The sequence below is a fragment of the Paraburkholderia sp. 40 genome (assembly GCF_050434105.1).
Classification (GTDB): Bacteria; Pseudomonadota; Gammaproteobacteria; order Burkholderiales; family Burkholderiaceae; genus Paraburkholderia; species Paraburkholderia tuberum.
In genome coordinates this window covers 1,809,800-1,833,146 of the sequence record NZ_JBNPVY010000004.1, presented here as the reverse complement: position 1 = coordinate 1,833,146, position 23,347 = coordinate 1,809,800, and the positions used below count along the sequence as shown (strand labels likewise).

Below are 23,347 nucleotides of genomic sequence, written 5' to 3'. Positions count from 1 at the left end.
GCAAAAGTGTGTTCGAACCCCGCACTACTGCGAGAGAAATATTTTCTTTAAAACAGATGGGCAAAAGGGGTTGACACGTTTCAGTCGATTCTCCATAATTTCGCTTCTTCGATGCACGCAACGCGAAACCACCGGAGACGCAGTAAAGCAGTAGCGGTAAATGCAGCACAACGCGGGAATAGCTCAGTTGGTAGAGCGCAACCTTGCCAAGGTTGAGGTCGCGAGTTCGAGCCTCGTTTCCCGCTCCAGTATTTGAAGCATCGCGTTGTTTGGCGAAGTAAAAAAAGGCAGCGCGGTGAAGCAGTTCAATGCGGGAGTAGCTCAGTTGGTAGAGCGCAACCTTGCCAAGGTTGAGGTCGCGAGTTCGAGCCTCGTCTCCCGCTCCATACATCAGGGGAAGCAGCGCTTCCCTTTTTGTTTGGAAGGCCGCTCGTTCTGAACTTTCCAGAGCTTCGGTTCTTCTGGTAATCACCAGATAAATCTGCGAACCCGTGTCCAGGTTCCAGTCCGCTTGCGGCGCGATAGCAAAGCGGTTATGCAGCGGCCTGCAAAGCCGTTTAGGCCGGTTCGACTCCGGCTCGCGCCTCCAGTCTTTGATGTAAAGCGAAAGCCCCGACTTGTCGGGGCTTTTCTTTTTCTGTTCCTCTCTTCGCCAGCCTTGTCGATCGTCGTCATCAATGTGAGCGGAGCGGTCGATCCGACCGCGTGCCGCAGACGATTCCTCCGAATCGATCAGAAATTGAGCGCGGATTTAATCGACTGCACGGCAGCGGTGTTCAGGAAGTAGTAGTTCTCTTGCAGCGTACCGCCTCCGAGCGGCGCTATCTCCATCGTTGTGCCGCTCCTGATCATGTAACCCGCGTAGATGCCGCCGTTGTACTGGTAATACACGCGATAGTCGGTCGTGCTGCCCCGAGCACGCTGTTGGCCACCCATGCGCGAACGCCCTGCAACGTGACGATCTGGCCATCGGAAAGCTGATAGGTCTTGTCGTCCGTCGTGCTGGCGTAGGGAAAGAAACTTTCCAGCGTCGATACCGTTGCCGAGTGCGGCGCCTCCGGTTTTTTTGGACACAGATTTGGGGTAAAACGTGTGATCCAAACTGGAGTGGTTGATGTTGAAGAAAACCAATGCGAATGCGGTTGCGCCAGAGGCGCTGGAAGGAGCGCGTAGCGCGACTGGAAGCGCCTCTGGCGCCGCCGAAGTCAAACGGTGGTCGACCGGCCGCAAACGTAGCGTGGTCCTTCGGTTACTGCGGGGCGAACCTGTTGACGCCGTGTCCCGCGAAGTCGGCGTGACGATCGCCGAGCTCGAGCAATGGCGTGAGCTGGCACTGGCCGGCATGGAGGCCGGCCTGAAGACACGGACCAGCGATCCACTGCAAGCGCGGCTCAATGACGCCGTGCGACGCGTTGGCGAGCTGTCCATGGAAAACGAGATTCTGCGCAGGGAACGTGAACTGCAGGCCCGTCGCCCTTTGACCGGTCGGAGATCGTCGACATGAGCCACGAGATCTCCGCCAGTGCAGGCAAGCCCTTTGGATTGCAACGGGTTTGCCAGGTGCTCGAATTCCCGCGCTCGACGATCTATGCCATCCGTGCCAGAGCGAGCACCAGGGTGACGCCGATGGTTCCGCGCAGGCGTGGACCGAAGCCGAAGATGCACGATGCTGACCTGCTGAAGGCCATCCGCGATGATCTCGCGGCTTCACCATTCAGCGGCGAGGGGCACCGCAAGGTCTGGGCGCGGCTGCGCATCGTGCACGACATCCGCGTCTCCCGGACCCGCGTCCTGCGGTTGATGCGCGAGCACCGGTTGCTCTCGCCGCACCGTCAGGCACGGGGCGAACCCAGCCTTCACGACGGCCGGATCACGACTGATCGCCCCAATGAGATGTGGGGCACCGACGGCGTGCGCATTGCCACCGTGGACGACGGCATGGTGTGGATCTTCTCGGCCGTTGATCACTGCGATGGCATGTGCACCGGCATCCATGCCGCGAAAATCGGTGACCGCTTCGCGGCCCTCGAGCCTATCTCCCAGGGGCTGCTGGGCGCGTTTGGCTCGGTAGCCGCCGACTCGGGCCGCGGGTTGTCGCTGCGCATGGACCACGGTTCGCAATACACCTCGGATGACTTCCGCGACCAGATCAGGTTCTGGGGCATCACGCCGAGCTACGCCTTCGTCGCCGAACCCCAGACCAACGGCGTCGCTGAGCGGTTCAACCGGACCATGAAGGAACAAGCTATTCATGGGCGCATCTTCAAGAACCTGGAGGAAGTTCGCGCTGCCGCCATCGCGTTCAGGGATCGATACAATCGCAACTGGCGCCTTGAAAAGCTGGGCTTCAAATCACCCCTCGAAGCCCGTCAGGAACGGCTGATGAAGCTGGCCGCCTGAGTTGCAAGAGCGTGTCCAAACAACCGGAGCCGGTACAATACCGTTGCCGAGCAGGGCGTCGGACTACTGCCTGTCGTAGCCGGTGAGATGCAGTCGTAGGTGTACAACTCGTCTCCGACCGTTTGCCGCACCACCTTGATGTAGGCAGCGCCTGCTTGCCAGTTTGCCTGCGGGCTATACAGCGATTGCCCGTTGATCGTATTCGTGATCAGGCCCAACGCGCTATTCGTGAAGAGTTCGGACGGCGTCGCGGATATCAGACCGCTCAGCGAAACGACGGTGTAACTGGTGCCGAGCAAGGTGCGGATCACGGTACTACCGTCCGCCGCCAGATAGTCTTCCTGCACGTTGGGTCCCACGTAGCTGACCCGCGCCTGCGCGCGGGAACTGCGCCGACATACACAGCGCCATTGACGATCTGGCGTCCATTGGTCAACGTGGGGAGCTTGAGCGCCGACGAGAGCGAAGCCGTCCCGGCGATCAGCGACTGAGTGCCCGTGGAGGGGCTTTGAGCGATGCTGGAGTCGATGGTGAAAAACGTGCTACTCCAGCCGACCGATAGCCTGCCCGCCGAATTCGCGCTGAGCGAAAGGCTGCCATCGACATAATGCAGTCCACCGTTAGACGTGAGTGCAGAGCTCTCATAGTTCTTCTGCGCGTCGCTCAAACTCGAGGTGCTGGCCGTCGATCCCGAATTGCTGGACGAACCTCCGCCGCAGGCGGACAACATCAACGCGCTCGTTGCAGCCAGAATGGCGGGTCTGATTACTGGTCGTTTTTGGTGGTCTTTCATTTGTATTTTGTTTTCTTTCTAATTTATATCGTGACTATTAATGTCGTCAATTCAGCGTGGGCTGGCAGCATTCTAGCGACATTCATGTAAAGTGCTCACCGGCTTTTTGCTTTTTAAAGTCCGTCGTCGAGTATTCGCCCGGATATTCGCGGCTGCTTATTCGTTGCACATAAAACTATATTCGACCTATGAAAAAATAAGAACCGCCGCGCTGCTATTGAGCCTCGCTTTGCCGTTGTCGGCGATTGCGCAATCGGCGCCGGCGCCCGACGTCAGACCCGGGGACACCTGGACATATACGTCGACGAGCGAGAGAGGGCCGTCGGGCTGGAACCAGACGCACGAGCAGGTGACGGTGCTGCGGGCGACGCCATCGCACATCTATTTCGAATCGAAGATCTCGGGTTCGACGCAGGCGCCACGCGAAGTGATCGCCGGAGCGGACTGGAGCCGCGAGCGCAGCGTGAACGGCACCGATACAGTCGTGAACCGGCCGTTCGCGTTTCCGTTGTCGCGGGGCAAGAGCTGGACGGTCGAATGCGCCGAGCAGCATCCGAACCGGGTATTCGCTTCGCAGAAGTGGAACCCGCAGTATCGGGTGGTCGGAACGGAAACCGTCGAAGTGCCCGCCGGCAAATTCCAGGTGATCAAGATCGAAGCCGAAGGCGACTGGGTCGCGCAACTCGAGCCGCGGCGGACGGTCACGCAAGCCACCCCGGTCGAGCAGGGCGACACCGCGATGATCACGCATGCGCAGAGAATCGGTCCTGTTCAGGCGACGGGACGCAGGTATAAAGCGTTTTGGTATGTGCCGGAAGTCGGCCGTTGGGTGAAATCGGTGGAAGAGTATTACGGCAGCAATGGCGTGAGAAACGAGCGATATACGACCGAACTCGAGTCGTTTAAAAAAGGCGGGCAATAATCGGGTTCAGGCGTTTGATGCGTTCCCGCATTCATTGGGGGATCGCAGATATCGCGTCTGATTTTTTGGCTCACGCGCGAGCAGCGCATTCCGATTAACGGCGTGCACGGCACGCGCAGGGGAAGGGCAACGCACGCCGGCGCGCCTCATCCAGGCCGGGCGATAGAATCGCACCATCGTCATCGCCCGTTTTCATTGAAGCCGCATGTATTTCCAACTCGCCGGCACTCAGGTCCGCCTGCTCGGCTCGATGCATCTGTTTCCCGCGACGAGCCGTCGAACGCCGCCATGGGTCGCCGAAGCCTATGACTGGGCCGACGCGCTCGTATTCGAGTCCGACCCAGCAACGATCCTGCCGTTTCTCAAAGCCGACGCACACCCCGACGCCGCGCAACTGCGGCCCCGGATGCGCGACGATGCCTGGACTCAACTGCAGGCGCTGTGGCCGACCGATGGCCTGCTCGCGCCGCTTGAAACACTGCGTCCGTGGGCCGCGCTGATCGTCGCGCCGACGCTGCTGCAGCAGGTCGTCGAGGGTGTCGAGCCGCGCATGTTGCGCTCGGCGCTTGCGCAGGCGAAGCCGTATCGATATCTCGAGTCCGCGCGGGACGTCGCAGTCGCGCTCGAATCGATTCCGCTCGAAGCCATTGCCGCGGCGCTCGACATGCTGATGGCCGACCGCGGCGAACCGCAGCGCACGCTCGAACGGATGCACGCGGCGTGGCTGGAGGGCGATCTGCACGCGATACAGCAAATCGCCGTCGAATCGCCGATGTTCAATCTGGCCGGCATCCGTCAGGCGATTCTCGACGTGCGCAATCGCGCGTGGGCCGCGCGGCTGAGCGAATTGCTGGAGGTTCGCGAGCGCACGCTGGTGGTCGTCGGCGCGCTGCATCTATGCGGCCCTGGACTGTCTCGCGCGACCCGTGCAAGCGGTGTTCTGAACGCGTGCGCGGCTTTCGCGACTGAATACAGCCGTGTCGACCGCCCGGATGCCAGGCCTGCGCATGCTCGATGACGAGGCGCGCGGCATAATTGCGGATCGTTGCCTGCGCTGTCGCGCATTGACCCTGAAAGCTACCGATGACTGAACCGCAACACACCGCCGCCGCGCGGCTCGCCCAGCTCGAATGGCGCTGGAAGCCGTTCGGGAACCTCACGAGCGTCGAAGTCTATGAGATGCTGGCCGCCCGCAGCGCGGTGTTCGTCGTCGAACAGAACTGCGTGTATGGCGATATCGATGGGCTCGACGTCGACGCCTGGCATCTGCTTGCGTATGGCACCGGCGACGGTGCGGCGCTGCCGCCGTTGGCCGGCTATCTGCGCGTGTTGTTGCCCGATGCGGCGGATGCCGATGTGCGCATCGGCCGGGTGTTGACGACCGCGCCGTTTCGCGGCATCGGTCTCGGCAATGCGATGCTCGAACGCTCGCTCGCGCAAATCCGTGCGCAGTGGCCCGATACGCCGATCCGTCTCCACGCGCAGGCGCATCTGCAAGGTTTTTACGGTGCGTTCGGCTTCATGCCGGTCTCGGAGATTCACGACGAAGACGGCATCCCGCATGTGTGGATGCGCGCGCTGTGAACGCGAACGGGTCAGCGGGGCACGTTCGTGGTCGTCGACGCCGCATGCGTGAGCCCGCGCGCCGCTTTTGCACGCCGCTCGGCGCGCAGGCGTCCGCGAGACGACAGCCGCATCCAGTGACGCAGCGCGATCAGCGCGCCGACCACGCTCATCATCGAACCCGGAATCCATAGCAGGAGCCCGCCGATCTGCTGATCGCGCATCGGGCTCAGCCAGGTGAACGCGCGGCCGCAGATCGAGTAGATCGGATACAACTCGTGCGTCGTAAAAAAGATGAATGCGCCGAGAACGATCTGCGGCGGAATCGCCGCGATCACGACGAGCACGCGCTTGCCCGGAGACAGACGCGCGGGCGGCGCCGGACGCGGATCGAGTACGAGCCACCAGAACAGCAGGCCGTCGATCGCCATGCTCCAGTTCATTACGCGATAGAGCCGCCAGTCGAGCATCGCGACGAAATGGATCGGCGACAGCAGCCAGAAATAGATCAGCCCGACGAATAGCGTGACCGCGACGACCGGGTGCATGACGACGTCGAGCGCCGTGCGCACGAGCGGTGTTTGCAGCGCGGGCCGCACGAAGCGCTGTCGCCAGCGCAACGGAATTCCCGCGCGCAACGCCGCGCCCGGATACGACAGCGCAATGAAGAACGGCCCGAGATGATGCAGCACCAGATGCTGCAAGCGATGCATGAAGAATTCATGCTCGAAGAAATAATCGAGCCGCGTATGCAGCACGACATACAGCGCGACCAGCCCGAACCAGAATGACAGACGCCGCGCGAACGACAGCCGCGCCTTGCGCGCGCCGCGCACGAACAGGATCGCGGGGATCAGCAACGCGATCACGACGGTCGGCGAAAACTCCCAGGGATCGAGCCAGTAGAGCAGGTTCATGGCGATGGCGCGTGCGGTGGCGGCGCCCCGTAGTGCCGCTTACTTGGTCTGGCCCGGCGACTTGACCGCGAACGGCGCGCTCACTGTTTCGCCGTCGGAGAACTTCAGCGTCAGACGCACGGTGTCGCCCGGCGCGACCTTGTGCTTCGCGTCCTCGAGCATCACGTGATAGCCGCCCGGCGCGATCGCGACCTGGCCATGCGCGGGCACCGTCAGCTTGTCGACCATCACCATCTTCTGCGTCGAACCGTTCGATACGGTTTGATGCAGCATCGCATCGCCGTAGTCGTCGCTCGACACATCGACTAGGTCGATCGGCTTGTCGCTCGCGTTGACGAGCGTCGCATAGCCGGCCGCGGGCAGGTTGTTCGGCAGCCAGCGCACCCACGCGTCCTTGATGCTGATCGCGTGAGCATCGGCCGCTTGCGCGGCCGACGCGGCGCCGAGTGACAGCGCGAGCGCGCAGGCGAGGGAAGCGATTGGTTTGAGCTTGATCGTCATGATGGAATGGAGTGGGATCAAAGAAGAATCAGGATTGGTCATCGATGATGCGGCGTAGGTTCTGCGCGATCGCATCGGGCGTGTCGTGATCGGTGGCGAGCAGGCGCGCGCGGCCCCGGCTGTCGAACACATAGACGGCGGAGCTGTGCGTGACCTCGTAGTTGCCGTTCGGGTCGCGCTTTTCCATCTGATAAGCGACACGATAGCGCTTGGCCAGCGACTCGATCTGCCAGTCGGTGCCGGTCAGCCCTTCGGCGTGCTGTGCGTCGAACGCGCCGACATAGTCGTGCAAGGCCCGCGGCGTGTCGCGCGCGGGATCGACGGTGATGAACAGAATGCGCACTTTCTCCGCTTCGGGACCGAGCTTGCCGAGCACCTGCATCAGACGGCCCATCGTTTCGGGACAGACGTCCGGGCAATGCGTGTAGCCGAAGTAAACCAGCGACGTGCGGCCCCTGAACGACGCGGCGTTGACGGGACGGCCGGTGTCGTCGGTCAAGGTGAAGTCCAGATCCGGCAGGTGGCCGGTCACGTTGGTCAACTGCCACGGCTCGGCGCGCTGTGTGCAACCGGTCAGCGCGGCGAGCGCGACCAGCGTGCCCAGCGCAGCTGCCGCCGCAAACCGGCGTGCCAACCCGTGCATCAAGCGGTGTGTGAGTCGCTTGGGTCGTGAGCGCGACAGGTTCGGCCGCGGGCGCTGGGGTGGCAGGATCGGGAACAAAGCAGGGTTCAATGACTCGATTGAAGAGCAGGCAACACGAATCGATGGAGCAGGGGCCGCACCGTCGCCCGACCATGCCGCGCAAGATTCGCGCGCGACACGCGATTGATTGAGAGCGTGCAACGATGTCCATCACACTGACGGTCCGCGTGGCAGCGACTGTAGCGCAAAATTGGCGCCGGCGTCGCGCGGTGCGCCGGGTGCACGAATTGCGAGTCAATTTGCCGCAGCCGGCTGAAAGCTCGGCGAAACCGAATCGTTGCGCATTTGAACGCAATCGACGCAAGCAGACGGACAGACCGTCCATCGGGCTTGAGTCCCAGCTTACTTTCTCGAAAAATTGACGGATGCGCGGTAAGATGCGCACACTTTTCCGGCCATAGTTGGCTGAAAGGCGAACCCAGGCGATGCAAGCACTTCCGGCTGTTCTGTCTCCGAGCGAGACGGCATTTTTCTTCGACTTCGATGGCACGCTCGTCGAACTCGCCCCCACACCGGACGGCGTGCTGGTGCAGCCGCGCATGATCGACCTGCTGCGTGAACTGCGCAGTCTGACGAATGGCGCGGTCGCGGTGGTGTCGGGGCGCGGCATCGACAGCATCGACAGTTTTCTCGGCATGCCCGATCTGCCGGTCGCGGGTCTGCACGGCGCCGAGCGGCGCGATGCGAATGGCGACACGCAGCGCATCGGCTTTCACGACGAGCGCCTGTTGCGCATGGAGCGGGTGCTCGCGCAGGTCGTCAACGAACATCCGGGCATGCTGCTCGAGATCAAGGGCGCGGCGCTCGCGCTGCACTACCGCAACGCGCCGGACCGCGAGCCGGTCGCGCGCGAGGCGACCGAGCGGCTCGTCGCCGATTACCCCGCTTCTTACGTGCTGCAGCCCGGCAAGATGGTCTACGAGATCAAGCCGAAGGACGTCGACAAGGGCCGCGCGACGCGCGCGTTCCTCGACGAGCTGCCGTTCACCGGCCGCACGCCGATCTTCGCCGGCGACGATCTGACCGACGAGAAGGGCTTCGCGGTCGTCAACGAGCGTGGTGGTCTGTCGATCAAGGTTGGCGCGGGCGAAACGATGGCGCGCACGCGCGTCGAGTCGGTGTCGTCACTGCTCGACTGGCTCGAAACGATTGTCGCGGCGGCGCGCGGCGCATGACGCCGGCGGCCCCGTTCAACGAAAACAACATACTGCATCGGGAATCGCGCTGCATGAGCCGACTGATCATTGTTTCGAACCGGGTGGCGCCTATTTCGGAGGGCGGTCCGGCGGCGGGCGGTCTGGCGGTCGGCGTGTACGACGCGCTGAAGGAGACCGGCGGCATGTGGTTCGGCTGGAGCGGCGACGTGCTGACCTCCGGCCAGCCGCAGATCAAGCTCGAGGAGCGCGGTCCGGTGACCTTCGCGACCGTCCCGCTGATGCGGCGCGATTACGACCAGTACTACCGTGGTTTCTCGAACGCGACGCTGTGGCCCGCGTTCCACTATCGATCCGACCTGCTGCATTACGACCGGCACGACTTCGAAGGCTACTGCCGCGTCAACGCGTGGCTCGCGCAGCAACTCGTGCCGCTCCTGCGCGAGGACGACGTGATCTGGGTGCACGACTATCACCTGATTCCGTTCGCTCAGGCGCTGCGCTCGGCAGGCGTGAAGAACCGCATCGGTTTTTTTCTGCACATTCCGTTTCCGGCCGCGCAGGTGCTGCTGACGGTGCCGCCGCATCGCGAGCTCGTCGAGGCGCTGTGTTCGTTCGACCTGCTCGGCTTCCAGACCGGTCCCGATCTGCGCGCGTTCTGCGACTACGTGATCAACGAGGCGGGCGGCTCGATCGACGCGTCGGCGAAAGGACCGCTGAGCGTGCATGCGTTCGGCCGCATGTTGCGCGCCTCTGCGTATCCGATCGGCGTCTATCCGGACGAGATCGCGGAGCTCGCGAAGGCGGGCGAACGCGGCAAGCCGGTGCGCACGATGAAGGCGACGCTGCATTCGCGCAAGCTGATCATGAGTGTCGACCGGCTCGATTATTCGAAGGGGCTGGTCGAGCGATTCCGCGCGTTCGAGCGCCTGCTCGAGCATACGGCCGCGCAGCGCAACAAGGTGTCGTTCCTGCAGATCGCCCCGCCGACGCGCGCCGACCTGCACGCGTATCAAGACATCCGGCTACAGCTCGAAGGCGAGTCGGGACGGATCAACGGACGTTTCGCCGAGCTGGACTGGACGCCGATCCTATACATCCACAAGCAGTACGAGCGCTCGGTGCTGGCGGCGCTGTTCCGTACCGCGCACGTCGGCTATGTGACGCCGTTGCGCGACGGCATGAACCTCGTTGCGAAGGAATACGTGTCGGCGCAGGATCCGGAGAATCCCGGCGTGCTGGTGCTGTCGCGCTTCGCGGGCGCGGCGCAGGAGCTCGACGGCGCGCTGATCGTCAATCCGGTCGATATCGACGGCATGGCCGAAGCGCTCGCGCGGGCGCTCGACATGCCGCTCGCCGAGCGCCAGGGGCGCTATCGCGACATGATGGCGCAGCTGCGCGAGAACAACGTGTCGGTGTGGCGCGATAACTTCATGCGCGATCTGCAGAGCGTCGAGGGCGCGAAGCGCGCCAGAAGCGGGAAAGCGCGCGCGGCCACGGGTGCTGCGGGCGCCGCGCGGAAGAGGGCGGCGCGCGAGAGCGTGACCGGCTAAGCCAAGCCGGGCCGCGAGACAGACAGCAAAAAGCCGCTCCAGGGAGCGGCTTTTTTCAAGCGATGCGCACTCGTGGACCCAGCGTGCGTCAGGCTACGTGCTGTTCGTCGACCTTCTTGCCGCCGATATGCAGCGTCTGGCCCTTGCCATACTGCTTCGAGAGCAGGTCGCGATAGAGACCAGGACGCTGGCGCAGTTCTTCCGGCGTGCCGTCGTCGATGACCTTGCCGGCGCTCATCACGATGATCCGGTCGAAGTTGTTCAGCGTCGACAGACGGTGCGCGATCGCGATCACGGTGCGGCCGACCATCAGGCGGTCGAGCGCCTTCTGGATCGCTTCCTCGGACGCGCTGTCGAGCGCGGACGTGGCTTCGTCGAGCAGCAGGATCGGCGCGTTTTTCAGAATCGCGCGCGCGATCGCGATGCGCTGGCGCTGACCGCCCGACAGCTTCACGCCGCGGTCGCCCACGATCGTGTCGTAGCCTTCCGGCATCGCTTCGATAAAGTCCGCGCAACGCGCCTCGCGCGCGGCGGCGAGCACTTCCTCGCGGCTCGCGTCCGGGCGGCCGTACGCGATGTTCTCGTACACCGTGCGATGGAACAGCGAGATGTCCTGGGGCACCAGCGCGATCGCGTGGCGCAGGCTGTCCTGGGTAATCGACGCGATGTCCTGGCCGTCGATCTTGATCGCGCCACCCTGGGTCTCGTAGAAGCGCTGCAACAGCGCGAGCACGGTCGATTTGCCGGCGCCCGACTTGCCGATCAGCCCGACGCGCTGACCCGGTTCGATATCGAGGTCGAAGTGATCGAGAATCGGCCGGCGGCGCGGATAGGCGAACGTGACGCCGTCGAACGTGACGCGGCCGCCCTGCGGCACGAGTTCGGTCGCGTCGTCGCGATCGGGCATGCCGTGCGGTTCGAGCAGCGTGCGCACGGCCTCTGCGAGTCGCGCGACGTGCTGCGTGACGTCGACGAGCGCGACGGCGAGATCGCGCGTGCCGTGCAGGATCGTGAAGCCGAGCGAGCTGACGAGCACGATGTCGCCCGAGGTCGCGCGGCCCTGGTCCCACAGCCATAGCGCCCAGCCGAGCAGGCCGGCCGACAGCAGCGCGGTGATCACGGCGTGCAGCAGACGCAGCTTTTCCAGGTACAGCAGGCTTTGCTGGCGCGCGTCCATTTCCGACTTGACCGTCGAAGCAAAGCGGTGCTGTTCGCGGAACGTCATGCCGAACGCGCGCACGAGCCCCATATTGCTGATCACGTCGACAAGCTCGCCGTCGACCGATGCCGCCTTGGTCGCGAAATTATGGTGACGCGCGGAACCGCGGCCCGCGAGCTTGTACAGAACGACCGACAGGATCGCCGAGCACAGCATCAGGCCGGCGGCCATCAGCGGGTTCACCGCGATGATCATCACGATCGCGCCGAGCACCGCGATGCACGGCGGCAGCACGTTCCACGCGGTGGTGTTTTCGGCGGTGTAGACGGCGTTCGAGGTCGCGGTGATCCGGCTTGCCAGCATGCCGGGCTGCTTTTCGGCGTAGTAGGTCGGCGAGTGGCCGCTCAGGTACTGAAACAGGTCGCGCCGCAAATCGCCCGTCACGGCGACGAACGTGTGCGCGGCGAACCAGCCGCCGATCCGCCACAACAGGTTGTCGGCAGCGATCAGGCCGACGAGGATCGCGAACGCGCCCCACAGCGGTCCCGGATGATGCCTGCCGCCGCCGAGCACGTCGATCAGATGTTTGATCGCGTACTGCGAAGCGAGTGCACAGCCCACGGCCGCAAACACGCTGCACAACACGATCGCATGCGCGAGCGGATGGCGGCGGATAAAGCGGAAGAGAAACGCAAGCGGCCGGTGCGCATAGCTCGCGAGCTTGGCGTTCTGGGCGTTACGCTGGGCGATGGTCAAGTGTTCCAATTGAGCTGAGATCGATGTGTTGCGGGTTGTGCATGCAATGCGCGGACCACACGGACAAGCATGGCTCTCCGTGAAGCCGATGCTTCGCATTGTAAACATGCAAAGGCGATTGCGCCCTGTGTATCCGGGCTTTGACGCGATTGATTTCGCGATGGACCTCCGCGATCTGCGTCGTCCCGACATACCAGCCGACGGGCCATTCAGGCAGATTGCGGAAAATTTCGAGATATAATTACAGATTACATTCAACCGCGCTGCGGCAATTTTGCAATTCCTACCGGCAACGTTGATGGGCGAGAGCTCACAGACACGGTACCGCCGCGCCTCCCGAAACCTCGTGGATACTGTAGGACTGTCTTAGAAAACAAGGGTTTGCAAAGTGTTTCGCGTTTGTAACAACGTAAAGACTTTGAAATGCTGCGGTGCTGCAACAATCCGGGCATCGATAATGCGTGCTCGTTAGCCCGGCAATTTTTCTGACAGTTTGTCAACGTCGGTGCAACGGGCGCGTTTACTCGCACATGCCCAGTCGCTGATCCACTTGTCCGGGCTCGTTACCAAGCGATCCATCGCAGGATTTCTCAAAAGAATCAGGCCCGCGCCGGCATTTCCGGCCAGACTGCCCTGGCGAGCAAGCGAGTCGCTTTTTCCAAATGCAGTACTTTTGCCTGATTTTTTATAGGAGTTCGTCAATATGCGAATCGCTCAAATCGCTCCGCTGCACGAGGCGGTTCCTCCCAAGCTGTACGGTGGTACGGAACGCGTGGTGTCCTATCTGACCGAGGCGCTGGTCGAGCAGGGCCACGACGTCACGCTGTTTGCAAGCGGTGATTCGCAAACCTCGGCGAAGCTCGAAGCTTTCTGGCCGCAGGCGCTGCGCCTCGACCCGACGATCCGCGACGTGATGGCGCCGCACATGCTGTTGCTCGAAGAAGTGCGCCGCCGCGCGGACGAATTCGACGTGCTGCATTTCCACATCGACTACTACCCGTTCTCGCTGTTCGCGCGTCAGCCTGTGCCGTTCGTCACGACGCTGCACGGCCGTCTCGATCTGCCTGAACTGCAGCCGATCTTCAACACGTTCAATGACGTGCCGGTCGTGTCGATCTCGGACAACCAGCGCATTCCGCTGCCGCAGGCGCACTGGCTGCAAACCGTCTATCACGGTTTGCCGGAAGACGTGCTCAAGCCGATTCCCAACGTCGAGCCCGGCTACCTCGCATTCCTGGGCCGCGTCTCGCCGGAGAAGGGGCTTGACAGGGCGATTCGCATCGCCGGGCAGGCAGGCATGAAACTCAAGGTCGCCGCCAAGATCGACAAGGCCGACCGTGCCTACTACGAAGAAGTCATCAAGCCGCTGATGTCGTTGTCGCACGTCGAGTACATCGGCGAAATCGGCGAAGCTGAAAAGCGCGAGTTTCTCGGCAATGCGCACGCACTGGTGTTCCCGATCGACTGGCCGGAGCCCTTCGGTCTCGTGATGATCGAGGCGATGGCTTGCGGCACGCCGGTGATCGCGTTCAATCGCGGTTCGGTGCCGGAAGTGATCGAAAACGGCGTGTCGGGTTTCGTCGTCGAGGACGAAATCAGCGCGGTCGCCGCCGTCAAACGTCTGCACACGCTGCCCCGCGCTGGCGTGCGCAAGGCGTTCGAGGCACGCTTCTCGTCAAAGGTGATGGCGCAGAACTACGTCGCCACCTATGAAGAGCTGCTGCGCCGCAAACATCGCACGGTGCTGCGCGAAGTCAACGCGGGCTGATTGGCGGTTGATTCGCCGCAGTTGTTTCGCCGCGGTTGTTTCGCGGTAGATAAAACGCAGTCGGCAGCAACTCGTTGCACGCTTCCTTCGTTGCCCTGAACGCCCCGCCGGCACGTCGCCGGCGGGGCGTTGTTGCATGCGCGCTGCGCTTTTCGTCGGTGCACAACTGAAAATACGGGTTTCCGCGCGGCGCGAACGAGCCAGTCTCGGTAATATCCCTATAATTGCCGTGCCGCAAATTGGGCTGCGGTGCCGCCGACGACAGGAGGATGCCTTGGCGAGAACGAAAGAGACGCGCGCGAACGCCGCGCCCGGCGCCGGAACGATTTTCACGTTGCGCGCCATCGGTCTCGTGCTCGCCGCCCGCTGGTTTTTCTCGATGTCCGAGATGAAGCTGACCACCGCGCTGACCGCGATGGCGTCTTCACCGTGGGCATGTATCAACCTCGTTTTTCTGTTCCTGCTGATCTTCCTGCCGGGCGCGCACGCCGTGGCGGAGCGTCCGTTCCATCCGTTGCCGCAATGGCTGCGTCAGGCGCTGCGCCTGTTCGCGTTCCTCGGGTTTTTGTTTGCGCTGTGGTCGGTCGGCGCGTTCGTCGCGAGCGCAGGCTGGCGTCGCGCGATGCAGGCCGTCGCGGCCAGCAACGGTTGGCTCGTCGCGGCGCCGGTGCTGTATGCGATCGTCTTGTGGATCTGCCGGCCGCTGCCGTTGTGGCGCACCAATGTGGCGGCGCGGCGCTTTGCGATCGGCCGCTATGCGGTGTCGCTCGATCCGCTGACCCGCACCGTCGTCGTGTGGGCCGAGCGGCGCAAGGTGGGGCAATACGATGCGCGCGAATTGTCGGTGCGCTGGGCGAGCGGTTCCAATGCGCGCGCGACGCCGGCGCCCGCGGTCGCGTTCGGCGCGGCGGGCGAGGCCGGCGCGTCGGCGGCGCCGAGAGGGTCGGTCGCGGCGCCCTCGCTTGCGCGCAGCGCGTTCGGCGTACGTCCGAAGGTCGAGTTGCTGTGGGATTCGCCGGCCGCCGCGGGTCATAACCGGCAGACCGTTTTCCGCGCCGCGCTGACGACCGAAGGCGATCGCGTCGCCGCCCGCGCGCTCGACACGACGCTGCGCCAGGTCTGACGCTGCATGTTTTGTGCTATCGGTCACATCGCGTGGCCGATGCACGCATCCCGAAGCGAAGCTTCGTCGATAATGCAATCAAGGCGCCCGGCCTGCAGGCGGGCGAGTGGGACACTCATCGATCGTATTGCGTCTTTCGCAGGAGTCGCCATGCTGGTTCGCTGGTTGCTTGCCGCCCTTCATCTGCTCGCTTATGGTTTTGCGCTCGCGTCGATTCTCAGACGCACGTGGTCGCTGCGTCGCGCGTCGGTGCCCGCCGCGTTGCGTTCGGTGTTCCGCGCCGATTCAGGCTGGGGCATCGCCGCGCTGGTGCTGATCGTGACCGGCCTGATGCGCGTGTTCGGTAGCTATGAGAAGGGCGCCGACTACTACCTGCACCAGCCGCTCTTTCACGTGAAGATGACGTTGCTGGTGCTGATCCTGATCCTCGAAGTGCCCACGATGCTCGGCCTGATGCGCTGGCGCGCGTCGATCCGCAGCGGCGCGGCGCCGAATCTGAAGAAGGCGCGATCCTACGCGCATTTCAGCGTGATCCAGACCGTACTGCTGGTTCTGATGGTGTTTGCCGCGACCGGAATGGCGCGCGGCATCGGGTTGCCCGCCGGCGCGGTGTAGCGCGGCGGGCCTTCTATTGCCAGTGGCTAGTGGTGCCAGGCGTGGCGTCGTTTGCCGTGAAGCCTGGTGCATGCCTGCGTCGCGCTAGCCGACCAACAAGCCAGAATCGTCGACCCGGTCGGCTTTGACCTTTGCCGACTCGCGCACGAGCTCCGGCTCGCCGAGACCCTTGATCAGCTCCAGCGCCTGACGCTCGAACAAGCGACGGTACAAGCCGCTGTCGCGTTTGATCAGCGCGTCGTGGCTGCCTTCCTCGATCACCTTGCCCTTGTCGAGCACGAGGAGCCGGTCGAGCGCGCGCACCGTCGACAGACGATGCGCGACCACCAGCGTCGTGCGCCCCTGCATCAGCCGCTCCATCGCGCGCTGGATCAGCACTTCGCTTTCGCTGTCGAGGCTCGACGTGGCTTCGTCGAGAATCAGGATCGGCGCATCGGCGAGAAAAGCCCGCGCGATCGCGACGCGTTGACGCTCGCCGCCCGATAGCTTGATGCCGCGTTCGCCGACCAGCGTGTCGTAGCCGTTCGGCAGCGCGGCGATGAAGTCGTGCGCGCTCGCGAGCCGCGCGGCCCGCTCGATGTCGGGGCGGCTCGCGCCGGGCCGTGCATACGCGATGTTCTCGGCAAGCGAGCGGTGAAACAGTATCGGCTCCTGCTGGACGATCGCGATCTGGCTGCGCAGCGACGCTTGCTGGACCTGCGCGATGTCCTGGCCGTCAATCGTGATCCGCCCGCCCGAAATGTCGTGAAGGCGCTGGATCAGCTTGATGAAGGTCGTCTTGCCCGAGCCGGAATGACCGACCAGCCCGACGCGCTCGCCCGGCGCGATGCGGATGGAAAAGTCGTCGTAGAGCGGCCGGCTGTGCGCGCCATAGTGAAACGACACGTGCTCGAAGCGGATCTCGCCGTCGCGGATTGCGATGGCGCCGGCGCCGGGACGATCCTCGACGCCGAGCGGCTGACTCTCGAGTGACACCAGTTCCTCCATGTCGTTGACCGAGCGCTGCAGGTTACGGATGTGCATGCCGATGTCACGCAAATAGCCTTGCAGCATGAAGAACATCGTCAGCGCGAACGTGATGTCGCCGACGCTCGCTTCGCCGCGTGCCCACAGCAGTAGCGCCACGCCGAGAATCGCCGCCTGGATCGCGGCCAGCATGCCGCCCTGGAGGCCGCCGTTGAGCGTGCCGCGCACCCACGTGCGGCGTGTGCGTTGCCGCCATTTGCCGATCACGTGCGCGAGGCGCGCTTCCTCGCGCGCTTCCGCGCCGAATGCCTTGACGACGCCGTTGCAGCTGACCGCATCGGCGAGCGCGCCGCCCATGCGTGTGTCCCACGCGTTCGCGAGACGCGCGGACGGCGCGACGAAGCCCAGCGACACCGTCACGGTCACGCCGATGTACAGCAGCGAGCCGATGCCGACGACGATGCCCATCATGAGCCAGCGCGAGCCGAGCAGCAGGGTCGCGCCGATCAGCATCACCAGCGATGGCAGCAGCGCGATCAGCAGCGTGTCATTCAGCAGATCGAGCGCCCACATGCCGCGCGTGATCTTGCGCACGGTCGAACCGGCGAAGCTGTTCGCGTGCCAGTCGGTCGAAAAGCGCTGCACGCGATGAAACGCGCGCGCGGTGATCTCGCTCATCATCTTCAGCGTGAAGCGGATGATGTTGAAGTACACGCCCTGGCGCAGCAGCGTCGCGGTGAGGCCGAGCGCGGCGAGCGCGCCGAAGGCCGTGAGCGCGTGATGCCAGACGGGCGCCGACGACGCCGGACCGGCCGCGATCGCGTCGACGAGACGTCCGGCGAAGACCGGCGTCAGGATGTCCGCGCCCGCCGTGAACAGCGCGAGCGCCGCGATCACGACGATGCGCCCCGGCTGTTGCGCCCAGTGACGGAAGGTGAAGCCGAGGACATCCTTGAAGGCTTGTCCGCGAAAGTCGAGTTTTCTGTTGGCCATTTGCTTTGGGCCCGGCGAAGCACGAGCGCGCCGAGATTTCAGTCAGAAGCGAAAAAGGGTAGACAGCCAGCGGATGCCGGAATGCGCGCGGGAACGCGCGAAAAAATACGACGGCAAACAACGGCAACGGAACAACGGACTGTCTGGAATGAACGCGCTGCGCCTGCCGAGGCGGCGGCGCATCAGCGACAACGCTGCGGCTTCAAGGTCGCATCGGTCGTGGCGGACGGGCCGGCGGTCGTGGAACAATGCGGGGGAGCGCGCGATGCACTGCAAACATGTGGCGCCTCCCTGAGATGGTTCAAGATGGAGAAACCGGACGGAGCCGGATCGGGCGAATGTCCGTTTGCCGAATATAGCAATAGTGCGGGGCGCTCGCCAACCTACGGAACGACGTGGTTCTATAGCCAACGATATCTCGTATGGCGCACGCGACGTATTTGCCGGCAAATAGAAAAAGGGCTTACGCATTGCTGCGTAAGCCCTTTTGTCTTCGGTGATCGACACACCAAGAATCTGGTGGGTAGTACTGGGATCGAACCAGTGACCCCTGCCGTGTGAAGGCAGTGCTCTACCGCTGAGCTAACCACCCGAAGAGATTAAGATTATGTCAGGGAATTTAGGGTTCGTCTAGTCTTTTTTAAGCAGTTTGCTCATCAGTTGCTGGCGCGGGTTCAAGACGCCATACGCTCGCGCCTTTGAGTGCCTTGTCGAGATCGTCGAGTACGGCTTCGTGCGCGGTGCTTTCGTCGTCGCTCGCAGCGATCACGACCAGCTCCAGCGAGTCGAGTGCAACACGCGGCGCATGCGTATCGCCGCCGACCTGCGCTTCGCCGAGCATGTCGATGACGAGGCTTTCCTGACCGCGCGTCATCGCCAGATAGACCTCGGCGAGCAGTTCCGAGTCGAGCAGCGCGCCATGCAGCGTACGGTGCGCATTGCTGATGCCGAAGCGGTCGCACAGCGCATCGAGCGAATTGCGCTTGCCGGGGAACATCTGCTTGGCTTGCGCGAGCGTGTCGATGATCTCGCCGCAGTGCATGCTCACTGGCGGCAGACCGAGCAGCGCGAACTCGGCGTCGAGAAAGCCGATGTCGAATGGCGCGTTGTGGATGATCAGGTCTGCGTCCTGGATGAAATCGCGGAACTGGTCGATGATCTCCGCGAACTTCGGCTTGTCGCTCAAAAATTCCGTGGTGAGGCCGTGCACCGCGAGCGCGCCCGGATCGCTGTCGCGCTCGGGGTTGATATAGAAGTGCAGGTTGTTGCCGGTCAGCCGGCGGTTCACGAGCTCGACGCAACCGAGTTCGAGAATCCGGTCGCCGCCGCGGGCGTTCAGGCCGGTAGTTTCGGTATCGAGGATCAGTTGACGCATGTCGGATTAGCCTGCTTCGAAAAAATTGCGGAAAAAATGCGGGGAGGGCGGCGCGCGGTGTTGGCGATGCGCGCACGCTCTTTACATCTCGGCGAGCGATGCCACGCCGCGATTGGCCAACTGATCGGCGCGCTCGTTTTCCGGGTGGCCATTGTGGCCGCGCACCCAGCGCCATTCAATCTCGTGTTGCGCGACGAGCGCATCGAGCCGCTTCCACAGATCGGCGTTCTTGACCGGCTGTTTCGCCGCGGTGACCCAGCCTTTCTTCTTCCAGCCGTGAATCCACTCGCTGATGCCTTTCTGTACGTACTGCGAGTCGGTGTGCACGATCGCCTTGCACGGGCGCTTCAACGCCTCGAGCGCGGAAATCACGCCCATCAGCTCCATGCGATTGTTGGTCGTGTTGGCCTCGCCGCCGAACAGTTCTTTTTCCTGGCTGCCGAAGCGCAGCAACGCGCCCCAGCCGCCAGGTCCGGGATTGCCCTTGCAGGCGCCGTCGGTATAGATGTCGATGTGATCTGGAGTCATTCGGTGTGGTTTCGTGTGTTCGGGGTGGCGGCGGGCGCGAGGCCCGCCGCGAGCACGGGCTTTTTCACTTTGAGCGGCCCGACGAGACGCATGCCGGGCACGCGCTTGATCGCCTTGATCATGTAGGTGGCGCCGAAAATCGGCCACCAGCGGTCGCCGGCGGCTTCCATGAAGCCGTAACGCGCGAGCCATTGATCGCTCGCGAGCGGCGGACGATAGCAGCCGAAGCGCCCGCGTTCAAGGTCGAAGCCGAGCAGCTTAATCCAGTCCTTCAGGCGCGTGAACGCGATCAGATCGACGGCGGAGGGCACGAACGGGCGGCCTGTCATCTTGCCGATCGACTGCCGTACGCCCCACAGCGACAACGAGTTGAAGCCGAGGATGATCAGTTGGCCTTCGGGCACCAGCACGCGTTCGGCTTCGCGCAACAGCCGGTGCGGGTCGCTGGTGAATTCGAGCGTATGCGGCATCACGAGCAGGTCGACGCTTTGCGCTTCAAACGGCAGATCGAGCAGGTCGCACCAGACCGCGCTGCGCCCGGCCGGCGCGTGCAGACCAGGGGCGCCTGGCGCGGCGTTCGCGGGGTTGTCGTCGCCAGCGTCGCCAGCCTTGCCCGCGCTGCTGATGCCGCTCACGCTGCCACGACGTGCCCTGCGCGGATACGTGTACGGCGCGCTCGCGCCGCTCGCCGCGTCGAGCACGAGGCCGCGGCACGGCATGCGGTTCTCGCGCAGCGCGTCGAGCTGCGGCAGGCCGAGTTGCAGCGCATGATAGCCGAACACGTCCGACACCACGCGATCGAGCTGGGTTTGCTCCCAGTCGAGCACGTAGCGGCCTGGCGGCGAATCGGTCCAGGCGGGCCAGTCTATAATCGCTCGGTCAGTCATATTAAAAATGCGTCGCCTATGAATGCGCTCGAGTACGTACCGGTCCCGGCGTTTGAAGACAATTACATCTGGGTCATTGCTGACGGACACCGCGCGGTCGTCGTCGATCCGGGCGAAGCCGCCCCTGTGCGCGCCTGTCTGGCCCAACGAGGCTGGCGGCTGAGCGCTATTTTACTCACGCACCATCATCAAGACCACGTCGGCGGGGTGGCCGATCTGCTGAACGGCCAGGACGTGCCGGTCTACGGCCCCGCCGGCGAAGCGATCGCGCACCTGACACATCGTCTGAAAAGTGGCGATCACGTGACGATCGCTGCACCCGCACTTGAATTCAGCGTGCTCGACGTGCCCGGTCACACGAGCGGACACATCGCCTATTTCCAGGCGGCTGATACGCGCGGCACACCGCACGTGTTTTGCGGCGACACACTGTTCGCGTGCGGTTGCGGGCGCCTTTTCGAAGGCACGCCGCAGCAGATGCTGAATTCGCTCGATGCGCTCGCCGCGCTGCCCGGCGCAACCGAAGTGCATTGCGCACACGAATACACGCTGTCGAACATTCGCTTCGCGCTCGCTTGCGAGCCGCAGAATGCCGAACTGCAGGCATGGCGCGACAAGGCGAACGAGTTGCGCGCCCGCCACCAGCCGACGCTGCCGACCACGATCGCGCACGAACTCGCGGTCAATCCGTTCCTGCGCGCAGGCGAGCCGGCGATCCAGTCGAACCTCGAAGCACGTTTGCACGAAACGGTGTCTGACCGGCTGAAGGCCTTCACATTGATGCGCGAATGGAAGAACCGCTTCCGTTGATCCGGAGCGCATTCGGCGGTTCTTCACGCGATGAATCGGAAAAATTCGCCAAGCCCCAGATTTGGTTGATTTTTTTCTTGATTTTCCAATTGACGGAAACGTTGACGTTTCGTACTATCGGCTGCAAATTCCAGCCCTTGTGGAAACCGAGACGTTCATGCGATTTATCTTAAGTGCGTTATTGGTCCTGACACTCGCCGCGTGCGCGAGTCAGGGACCGACGACGAATACCGCCACTAACCCCGCCAGCCAGCAGGCCGTAGCCGACGCCCTTCGCAAGAACGCCACCGCTAAAGAAACCATCAACGTCGACCAGAGCTCCGTCAATCAGTTGACGAGCCAGGACGCCGATCTGTGGGGCCGCATTCGCCGTGGCTTCCAGATGCCGGACCTGCAGAGCGACCTCGTCGACATGCAGCTTAACTGGTATCTGCAGCGTCCCGATTACGTGCAGCGCATGACCGAGCGCTCGCAGAAATACCTGTATCACATCGTCGAGGAACTTGAGTCGCGCCATATGCCGACCGAGCTCGCGCTCTTGCCGTTCATCGAGTCTGCATATAGCCCGCAGGCTTTGTCGGTCGCCAAGGCTGCGGGTATGTGGCAGTTCATGCCGGGCACGGGCCGGACCTACAACCTGAAGCAGAACATGTGGCAGGACGAGCGCCGCGACGTGCTTGCATCGACCAGTGCCGCGCTCGACTACCTGTCGAACCTGCACGACATGTTCGGCGACTGGCAACTCGCGCTCGCTGCGTATAACTGGGGCGAGGGCAACGTGCAGCGCGCGATCGCGCGCAACGAGGCGGCGGGTCTGCCGACCGACTACATGAGCCTGCGTCTGCCGAACGAAACGCGCAACTACGTGCCGAAGCTGCAAGCGGTCAAGAACCTCGTGATGAACCCGCAGATGTACGGGCTCACGCTGCCGTCTATTCCGAACCACCCGTACTTCGTGACGGTCACGACCTCGCACGACATCGACGTCGACGTCGCCGCGCGGCTCGCCAATATGTCGACGGACGAGTTCCGTTCGCTGAACCCGTCGTTCAGGAAGCCGGTGATTCTCGGCGCGACGCAGCCGCAGATTCTGTTGCCTTTCGACAACGCGTCCGCGTTCGAGCGCAATCTGAAAACGTACTCGGGCTCGCTGTCGTCCTGGACCACCTACACGGTCGACGCACGCGCGACGCCCGCGGCGATCGCACAGAAGATCGGCGTCGACCCCGACACGCTGATGGAAGTGAACAAGATTCCGGTCGGTATGCGGCTGAAGCCGGGCTCGACGATCGTCGTGCCGCGCGGCTCGGACGACGACGAGGACATCAGCGCCGACGTCGCCGAAAGCGCGGTGCTCGCGATGGAACCCGACGTACCCGACACGCGCAAGATGCTGATCCGCGTGCGTCGCAATCAGTCGATGGCGGCCATCGCGGTGCGCTACGGCGTGTCGGTCGGTCAGCTGAAGGCGTGGAACAGGACGCATCGCGATCAGATTTCGCGCGGCCAGGTGATCGTGCTGCACGTGCCGGTCGGCAAGCCGGTACCCAGCGAGCCGGGTCCGGAAAAGATCGCCGCCGACGTGCAAGGCGGCAGTGTGCAGAAGATTGGCGTCCACGTCGCAGACACACATGGTGATTCGCGCTACGATAAAAAGAAAGGGCGCGGCCACTCCGCCATCGTCAAGGTCTCCGAGCCGGGCGGCAAGGGTAACAACCCGGCGGCGCCCGTTACCAGCAAGGGCAAGGTCGAGAAGGTCTCGGCCTCGGAGCCCGGCAAGGCATCGAAGGCCGCGGCTGAGAGCCGCCCGAAGACCGTGGCCAACGCGAAGAAGAAGGGTAAATAGACCAATAGCGGCTCT

The 23,347-nt window shown here is 63.4% G+C and carries 22 protein-coding genes, 4 tRNA genes and 1 pseudogene; 15 read left to right on the top strand and 12 right to left on the bottom strand.

The annotated features are described in order from the left end of the window. Positions 1–172: 172 nt before the first annotated feature. From OKW28_RS30120 to OKW28_RS30110, 3 genes are all read left to right on the top strand, one after another. Positions 173–248: transfer RNA gene (locus OKW28_RS30120), tRNA-Gly, on the top strand. A gap of 62 nt (positions 249–310) precedes the next feature. Continuing rightward, positions 311–386 (top strand) — tRNA-Gly (locus OKW28_RS30115). 129 nt (positions 387–515) lie between these two features. Continuing rightward, positions 516–589, top strand: a tRNA-Cys gene (locus tag OKW28_RS30110). A gap of 143 nt (positions 590–732) precedes the next feature. Here OKW28_RS30110 and OKW28_RS30105 read toward each other — a convergent pair. Beyond that, a complete protein-coding gene (locus tag OKW28_RS30105; RefSeq protein WP_429451010.1) occupies positions 733–936 on the bottom strand; it encodes a hypothetical protein in 204 nt (67 codons plus the stop codon). Positions 937–1,114: 178 nt separating this feature from the next. On the opposite strand from OKW28_RS30105, the gene OKW28_RS30100 reads away from it, so the two are divergent. Both OKW28_RS30100 and OKW28_RS30095 read left to right on the top strand, forming a co-directional pair. After that, entirely contained in the window at positions 1,115–1,504 is a 390-nt protein-coding gene (locus OKW28_RS30100; protein WP_187639741.1) for a transposase, read from the top strand. Next, the gene (locus OKW28_RS30095) at positions 1,501–2,400 is read left to right on the top strand and encodes an integrase core domain-containing protein (RefSeq protein ID WP_187639742.1); all 900 of its coding nucleotides are present in this window, start codon (positions 1,501–1,503) and stop codon (positions 2,398–2,400) included. Before OKW28_RS30100 ends, OKW28_RS30095 begins: the two co-directional genes overlap by 4 nt. Here the strand turns inward: OKW28_RS30095 and OKW28_RS30090 are convergent. Next, complete coding sequence (locus tag OKW28_RS30090; RefSeq protein ID WP_429451008.1) at positions 2,370–2,747, bottom strand: hypothetical protein; 378 nt, start codon at positions 2,745–2,747, stop codon at positions 2,370–2,372. The two genes, OKW28_RS30095 and OKW28_RS30090, sit on opposite strands and share 31 nt — an antisense overlap. 663 nt (positions 2,748–3,410) lie before the next feature. Here OKW28_RS30090 and OKW28_RS30085 point away from each other — a divergent pair. The 3 genes and pseudogenes from OKW28_RS30085 to OKW28_RS30075 all read left to right on the top strand — a co-directional run bounded on the left by OKW28_RS30085 (position 3,411) and on the right by OKW28_RS30075 (position 5,699). Next, positions 3,411–4,115, top strand: coding sequence for a hypothetical protein (locus OKW28_RS30085; protein ID WP_429451006.1), 705 nt, complete (start codon positions 3,411–3,413; stop codon positions 4,113–4,115). Between the two features lie 205 nt (positions 4,116–4,320). Beyond that, positions 4,321–5,059: pseudogene (locus OKW28_RS30080) on the top strand (TraB/GumN family protein). A 139-nt stretch (positions 5,060–5,198) separates the two neighbouring features. Continuing rightward, a complete protein-coding gene (locus OKW28_RS30075; protein WP_429451004.1) occupies positions 5,199–5,699 on the top strand; it encodes a GNAT family N-acetyltransferase in 501 nt (166 codons plus the stop codon). A gap of 11 nt (positions 5,700–5,710) precedes the next feature. Here OKW28_RS30075 and OKW28_RS30070 read toward each other — a convergent pair whose 3' ends face one another. From OKW28_RS30070 to OKW28_RS30060, 3 genes are read right to left on the bottom strand one after another with little or no spacing between them, the layout of a single operon-like run. Beyond that, positions 5,711–6,595: a cytochrome c oxidase assembly protein gene (locus OKW28_RS30070; protein WP_429451002.1), complete on the bottom strand. Its 885-nt coding sequence runs from the start codon at positions 6,593–6,595 to the stop codon at positions 5,711–5,713. Positions 6,596–6,634: 39 nt separating this feature from the next. After that, positions 6,635–7,096, bottom strand: a complete 462-nt coding sequence (locus OKW28_RS30065) for a copper chaperone PCu(A)C (protein ID WP_090801139.1) — start codon at positions 7,094–7,096, stop codon at positions 6,635–6,637. 28 nt (positions 7,097–7,124) lie between these two features. Further along, the gene (locus OKW28_RS30060; protein ID WP_429451000.1) at positions 7,125–7,739 is read right to left on the bottom strand and encodes an SCO family protein; all 615 of its coding nucleotides are present in this window, start codon (positions 7,737–7,739) and stop codon (positions 7,125–7,127) included. Between the two features lie 485 nt (positions 7,740–8,224). Here OKW28_RS30060 and otsB point away from each other — a divergent pair, with 485 nt between their 5' ends. Both otsB and otsA read left to right on the top strand, forming a co-directional pair. After that, positions 8,225–8,974 carry a trehalose-phosphatase gene (otsB, locus tag OKW28_RS30055; RefSeq protein ID WP_429450998.1) on the top strand — a complete coding sequence of 250 codons (750 nt, stop codon included), beginning with the start codon at positions 8,225–8,227 and terminating at the stop codon, positions 8,972–8,974. Positions 8,975–9,027: 53 nt separating this feature from the next. Further along, positions 9,028–10,506 (top strand): alpha,alpha-trehalose-phosphate synthase (UDP-forming), encoded by a 1,479-nt coding sequence (gene otsA / locus OKW28_RS30050; RefSeq protein ID WP_429450996.1) that lies wholly within the window; start codon positions 9,028–9,030, stop codon positions 10,504–10,506. A gap of 88 nt (positions 10,507–10,594) precedes the next feature. Here otsA and OKW28_RS30045 read toward each other — a convergent pair whose 3' ends face one another. After that, positions 10,595–12,430, bottom strand: coding sequence for an ABC transporter ATP-binding protein (locus OKW28_RS30045; RefSeq protein ID WP_429450995.1), 1,836 nt, complete (start codon positions 12,428–12,430; stop codon positions 10,595–10,597). A gap of 459 nt (positions 12,431–12,889) precedes the next feature. Beyond that, positions 12,890–13,123 carry a hypothetical protein gene (locus OKW28_RS30040; RefSeq protein WP_429450993.1) on the bottom strand — a complete coding sequence of 78 codons (234 nt, stop codon included), beginning with the start codon at positions 13,121–13,123 and terminating at the stop codon, positions 12,890–12,892. A 1-nt stretch (position 13,124) separates the two neighbouring features. Between OKW28_RS30040 and OKW28_RS30035 the strand changes: the two genes are divergently transcribed. From OKW28_RS30035 to OKW28_RS30025, 3 genes are all read left to right on the top strand, one after another. Next, complete coding sequence (locus OKW28_RS30035) at positions 13,125–14,189, top strand: glycosyltransferase family 4 protein (RefSeq protein WP_090801132.1); 1,065 nt, start codon at positions 13,125–13,127, stop codon at positions 14,187–14,189. Between the two features lie 274 nt (positions 14,190–14,463). After that, on the top strand, positions 14,464–15,312 hold the full coding sequence (locus tag OKW28_RS30030; RefSeq protein WP_429450991.1) for a hypothetical protein: 849 nt from the start codon (positions 14,464–14,466) through the stop codon (positions 15,310–15,312). 150 nt (positions 15,313–15,462) lie between these two features. Beyond that, positions 15,463–15,927 (top strand): DUF2214 family protein, encoded by a 465-nt coding sequence (locus OKW28_RS30025; protein ID WP_429450990.1) that lies wholly within the window; start codon positions 15,463–15,465, stop codon positions 15,925–15,927. 84 nt (positions 15,928–16,011) lie between these two features. Here OKW28_RS30025 and OKW28_RS30020 read toward each other — a convergent pair whose 3' ends face one another. From OKW28_RS30020 to OKW28_RS30000, 5 genes are all read right to left on the bottom strand, one after another. Beyond that, the gene (locus tag OKW28_RS30020; protein ID WP_429450989.1) at positions 16,012–17,886 is read right to left on the bottom strand and encodes an ABC transporter ATP-binding protein; all 1,875 of its coding nucleotides are present in this window, start codon (positions 17,884–17,886) and stop codon (positions 16,012–16,014) included. A gap of 517 nt (positions 17,887–18,403) precedes the next feature. Beyond that, positions 18,404–18,478 (bottom strand) — tRNA-Val (locus OKW28_RS30015). A gap of 48 nt (positions 18,479–18,526) precedes the next feature. Further along, positions 18,527–19,261 (bottom strand): DNA polymerase III subunit epsilon, encoded by a 735-nt coding sequence (gene dnaQ / locus OKW28_RS30010; protein ID WP_429450988.1) that lies wholly within the window; start codon positions 19,259–19,261, stop codon positions 18,527–18,529. 81 nt (positions 19,262–19,342) lie between these two features. Next, on the bottom strand, positions 19,343–19,789 hold the full coding sequence (rnhA, locus tag OKW28_RS30005; protein ID WP_184028269.1) for a ribonuclease HI: 447 nt from the start codon (positions 19,787–19,789) through the stop codon (positions 19,343–19,345). Continuing rightward, positions 19,786–20,676: a class I SAM-dependent methyltransferase gene (locus tag OKW28_RS30000; protein WP_429450986.1), complete on the bottom strand. Its 891-nt coding sequence runs from the start codon at positions 20,674–20,676 to the stop codon at positions 19,786–19,788. The genes rnhA and OKW28_RS30000 overlap by 4 nt, the downstream gene beginning before the upstream one ends. Positions 20,677–20,694: 18 nt before the next feature. On the opposite strand from OKW28_RS30000, the gene gloB reads away from it, so the two are divergent. Continuing rightward, entirely contained in the window at positions 20,695–21,486 is a 792-nt protein-coding gene (gloB, locus tag OKW28_RS29995; RefSeq protein ID WP_429450985.1) for a hydroxyacylglutathione hydrolase, read from the top strand. 157 nt (positions 21,487–21,643) lie between these two features. Next, positions 21,644–23,332 carry a transglycosylase SLT domain-containing protein gene (locus tag OKW28_RS29990; RefSeq protein ID WP_429450984.1) on the top strand — a complete coding sequence of 563 codons (1,689 nt, stop codon included), beginning with the start codon at positions 21,644–21,646 and terminating at the stop codon, positions 23,330–23,332. Positions 23,333–23,347: the final 15 nt, after the last annotated feature.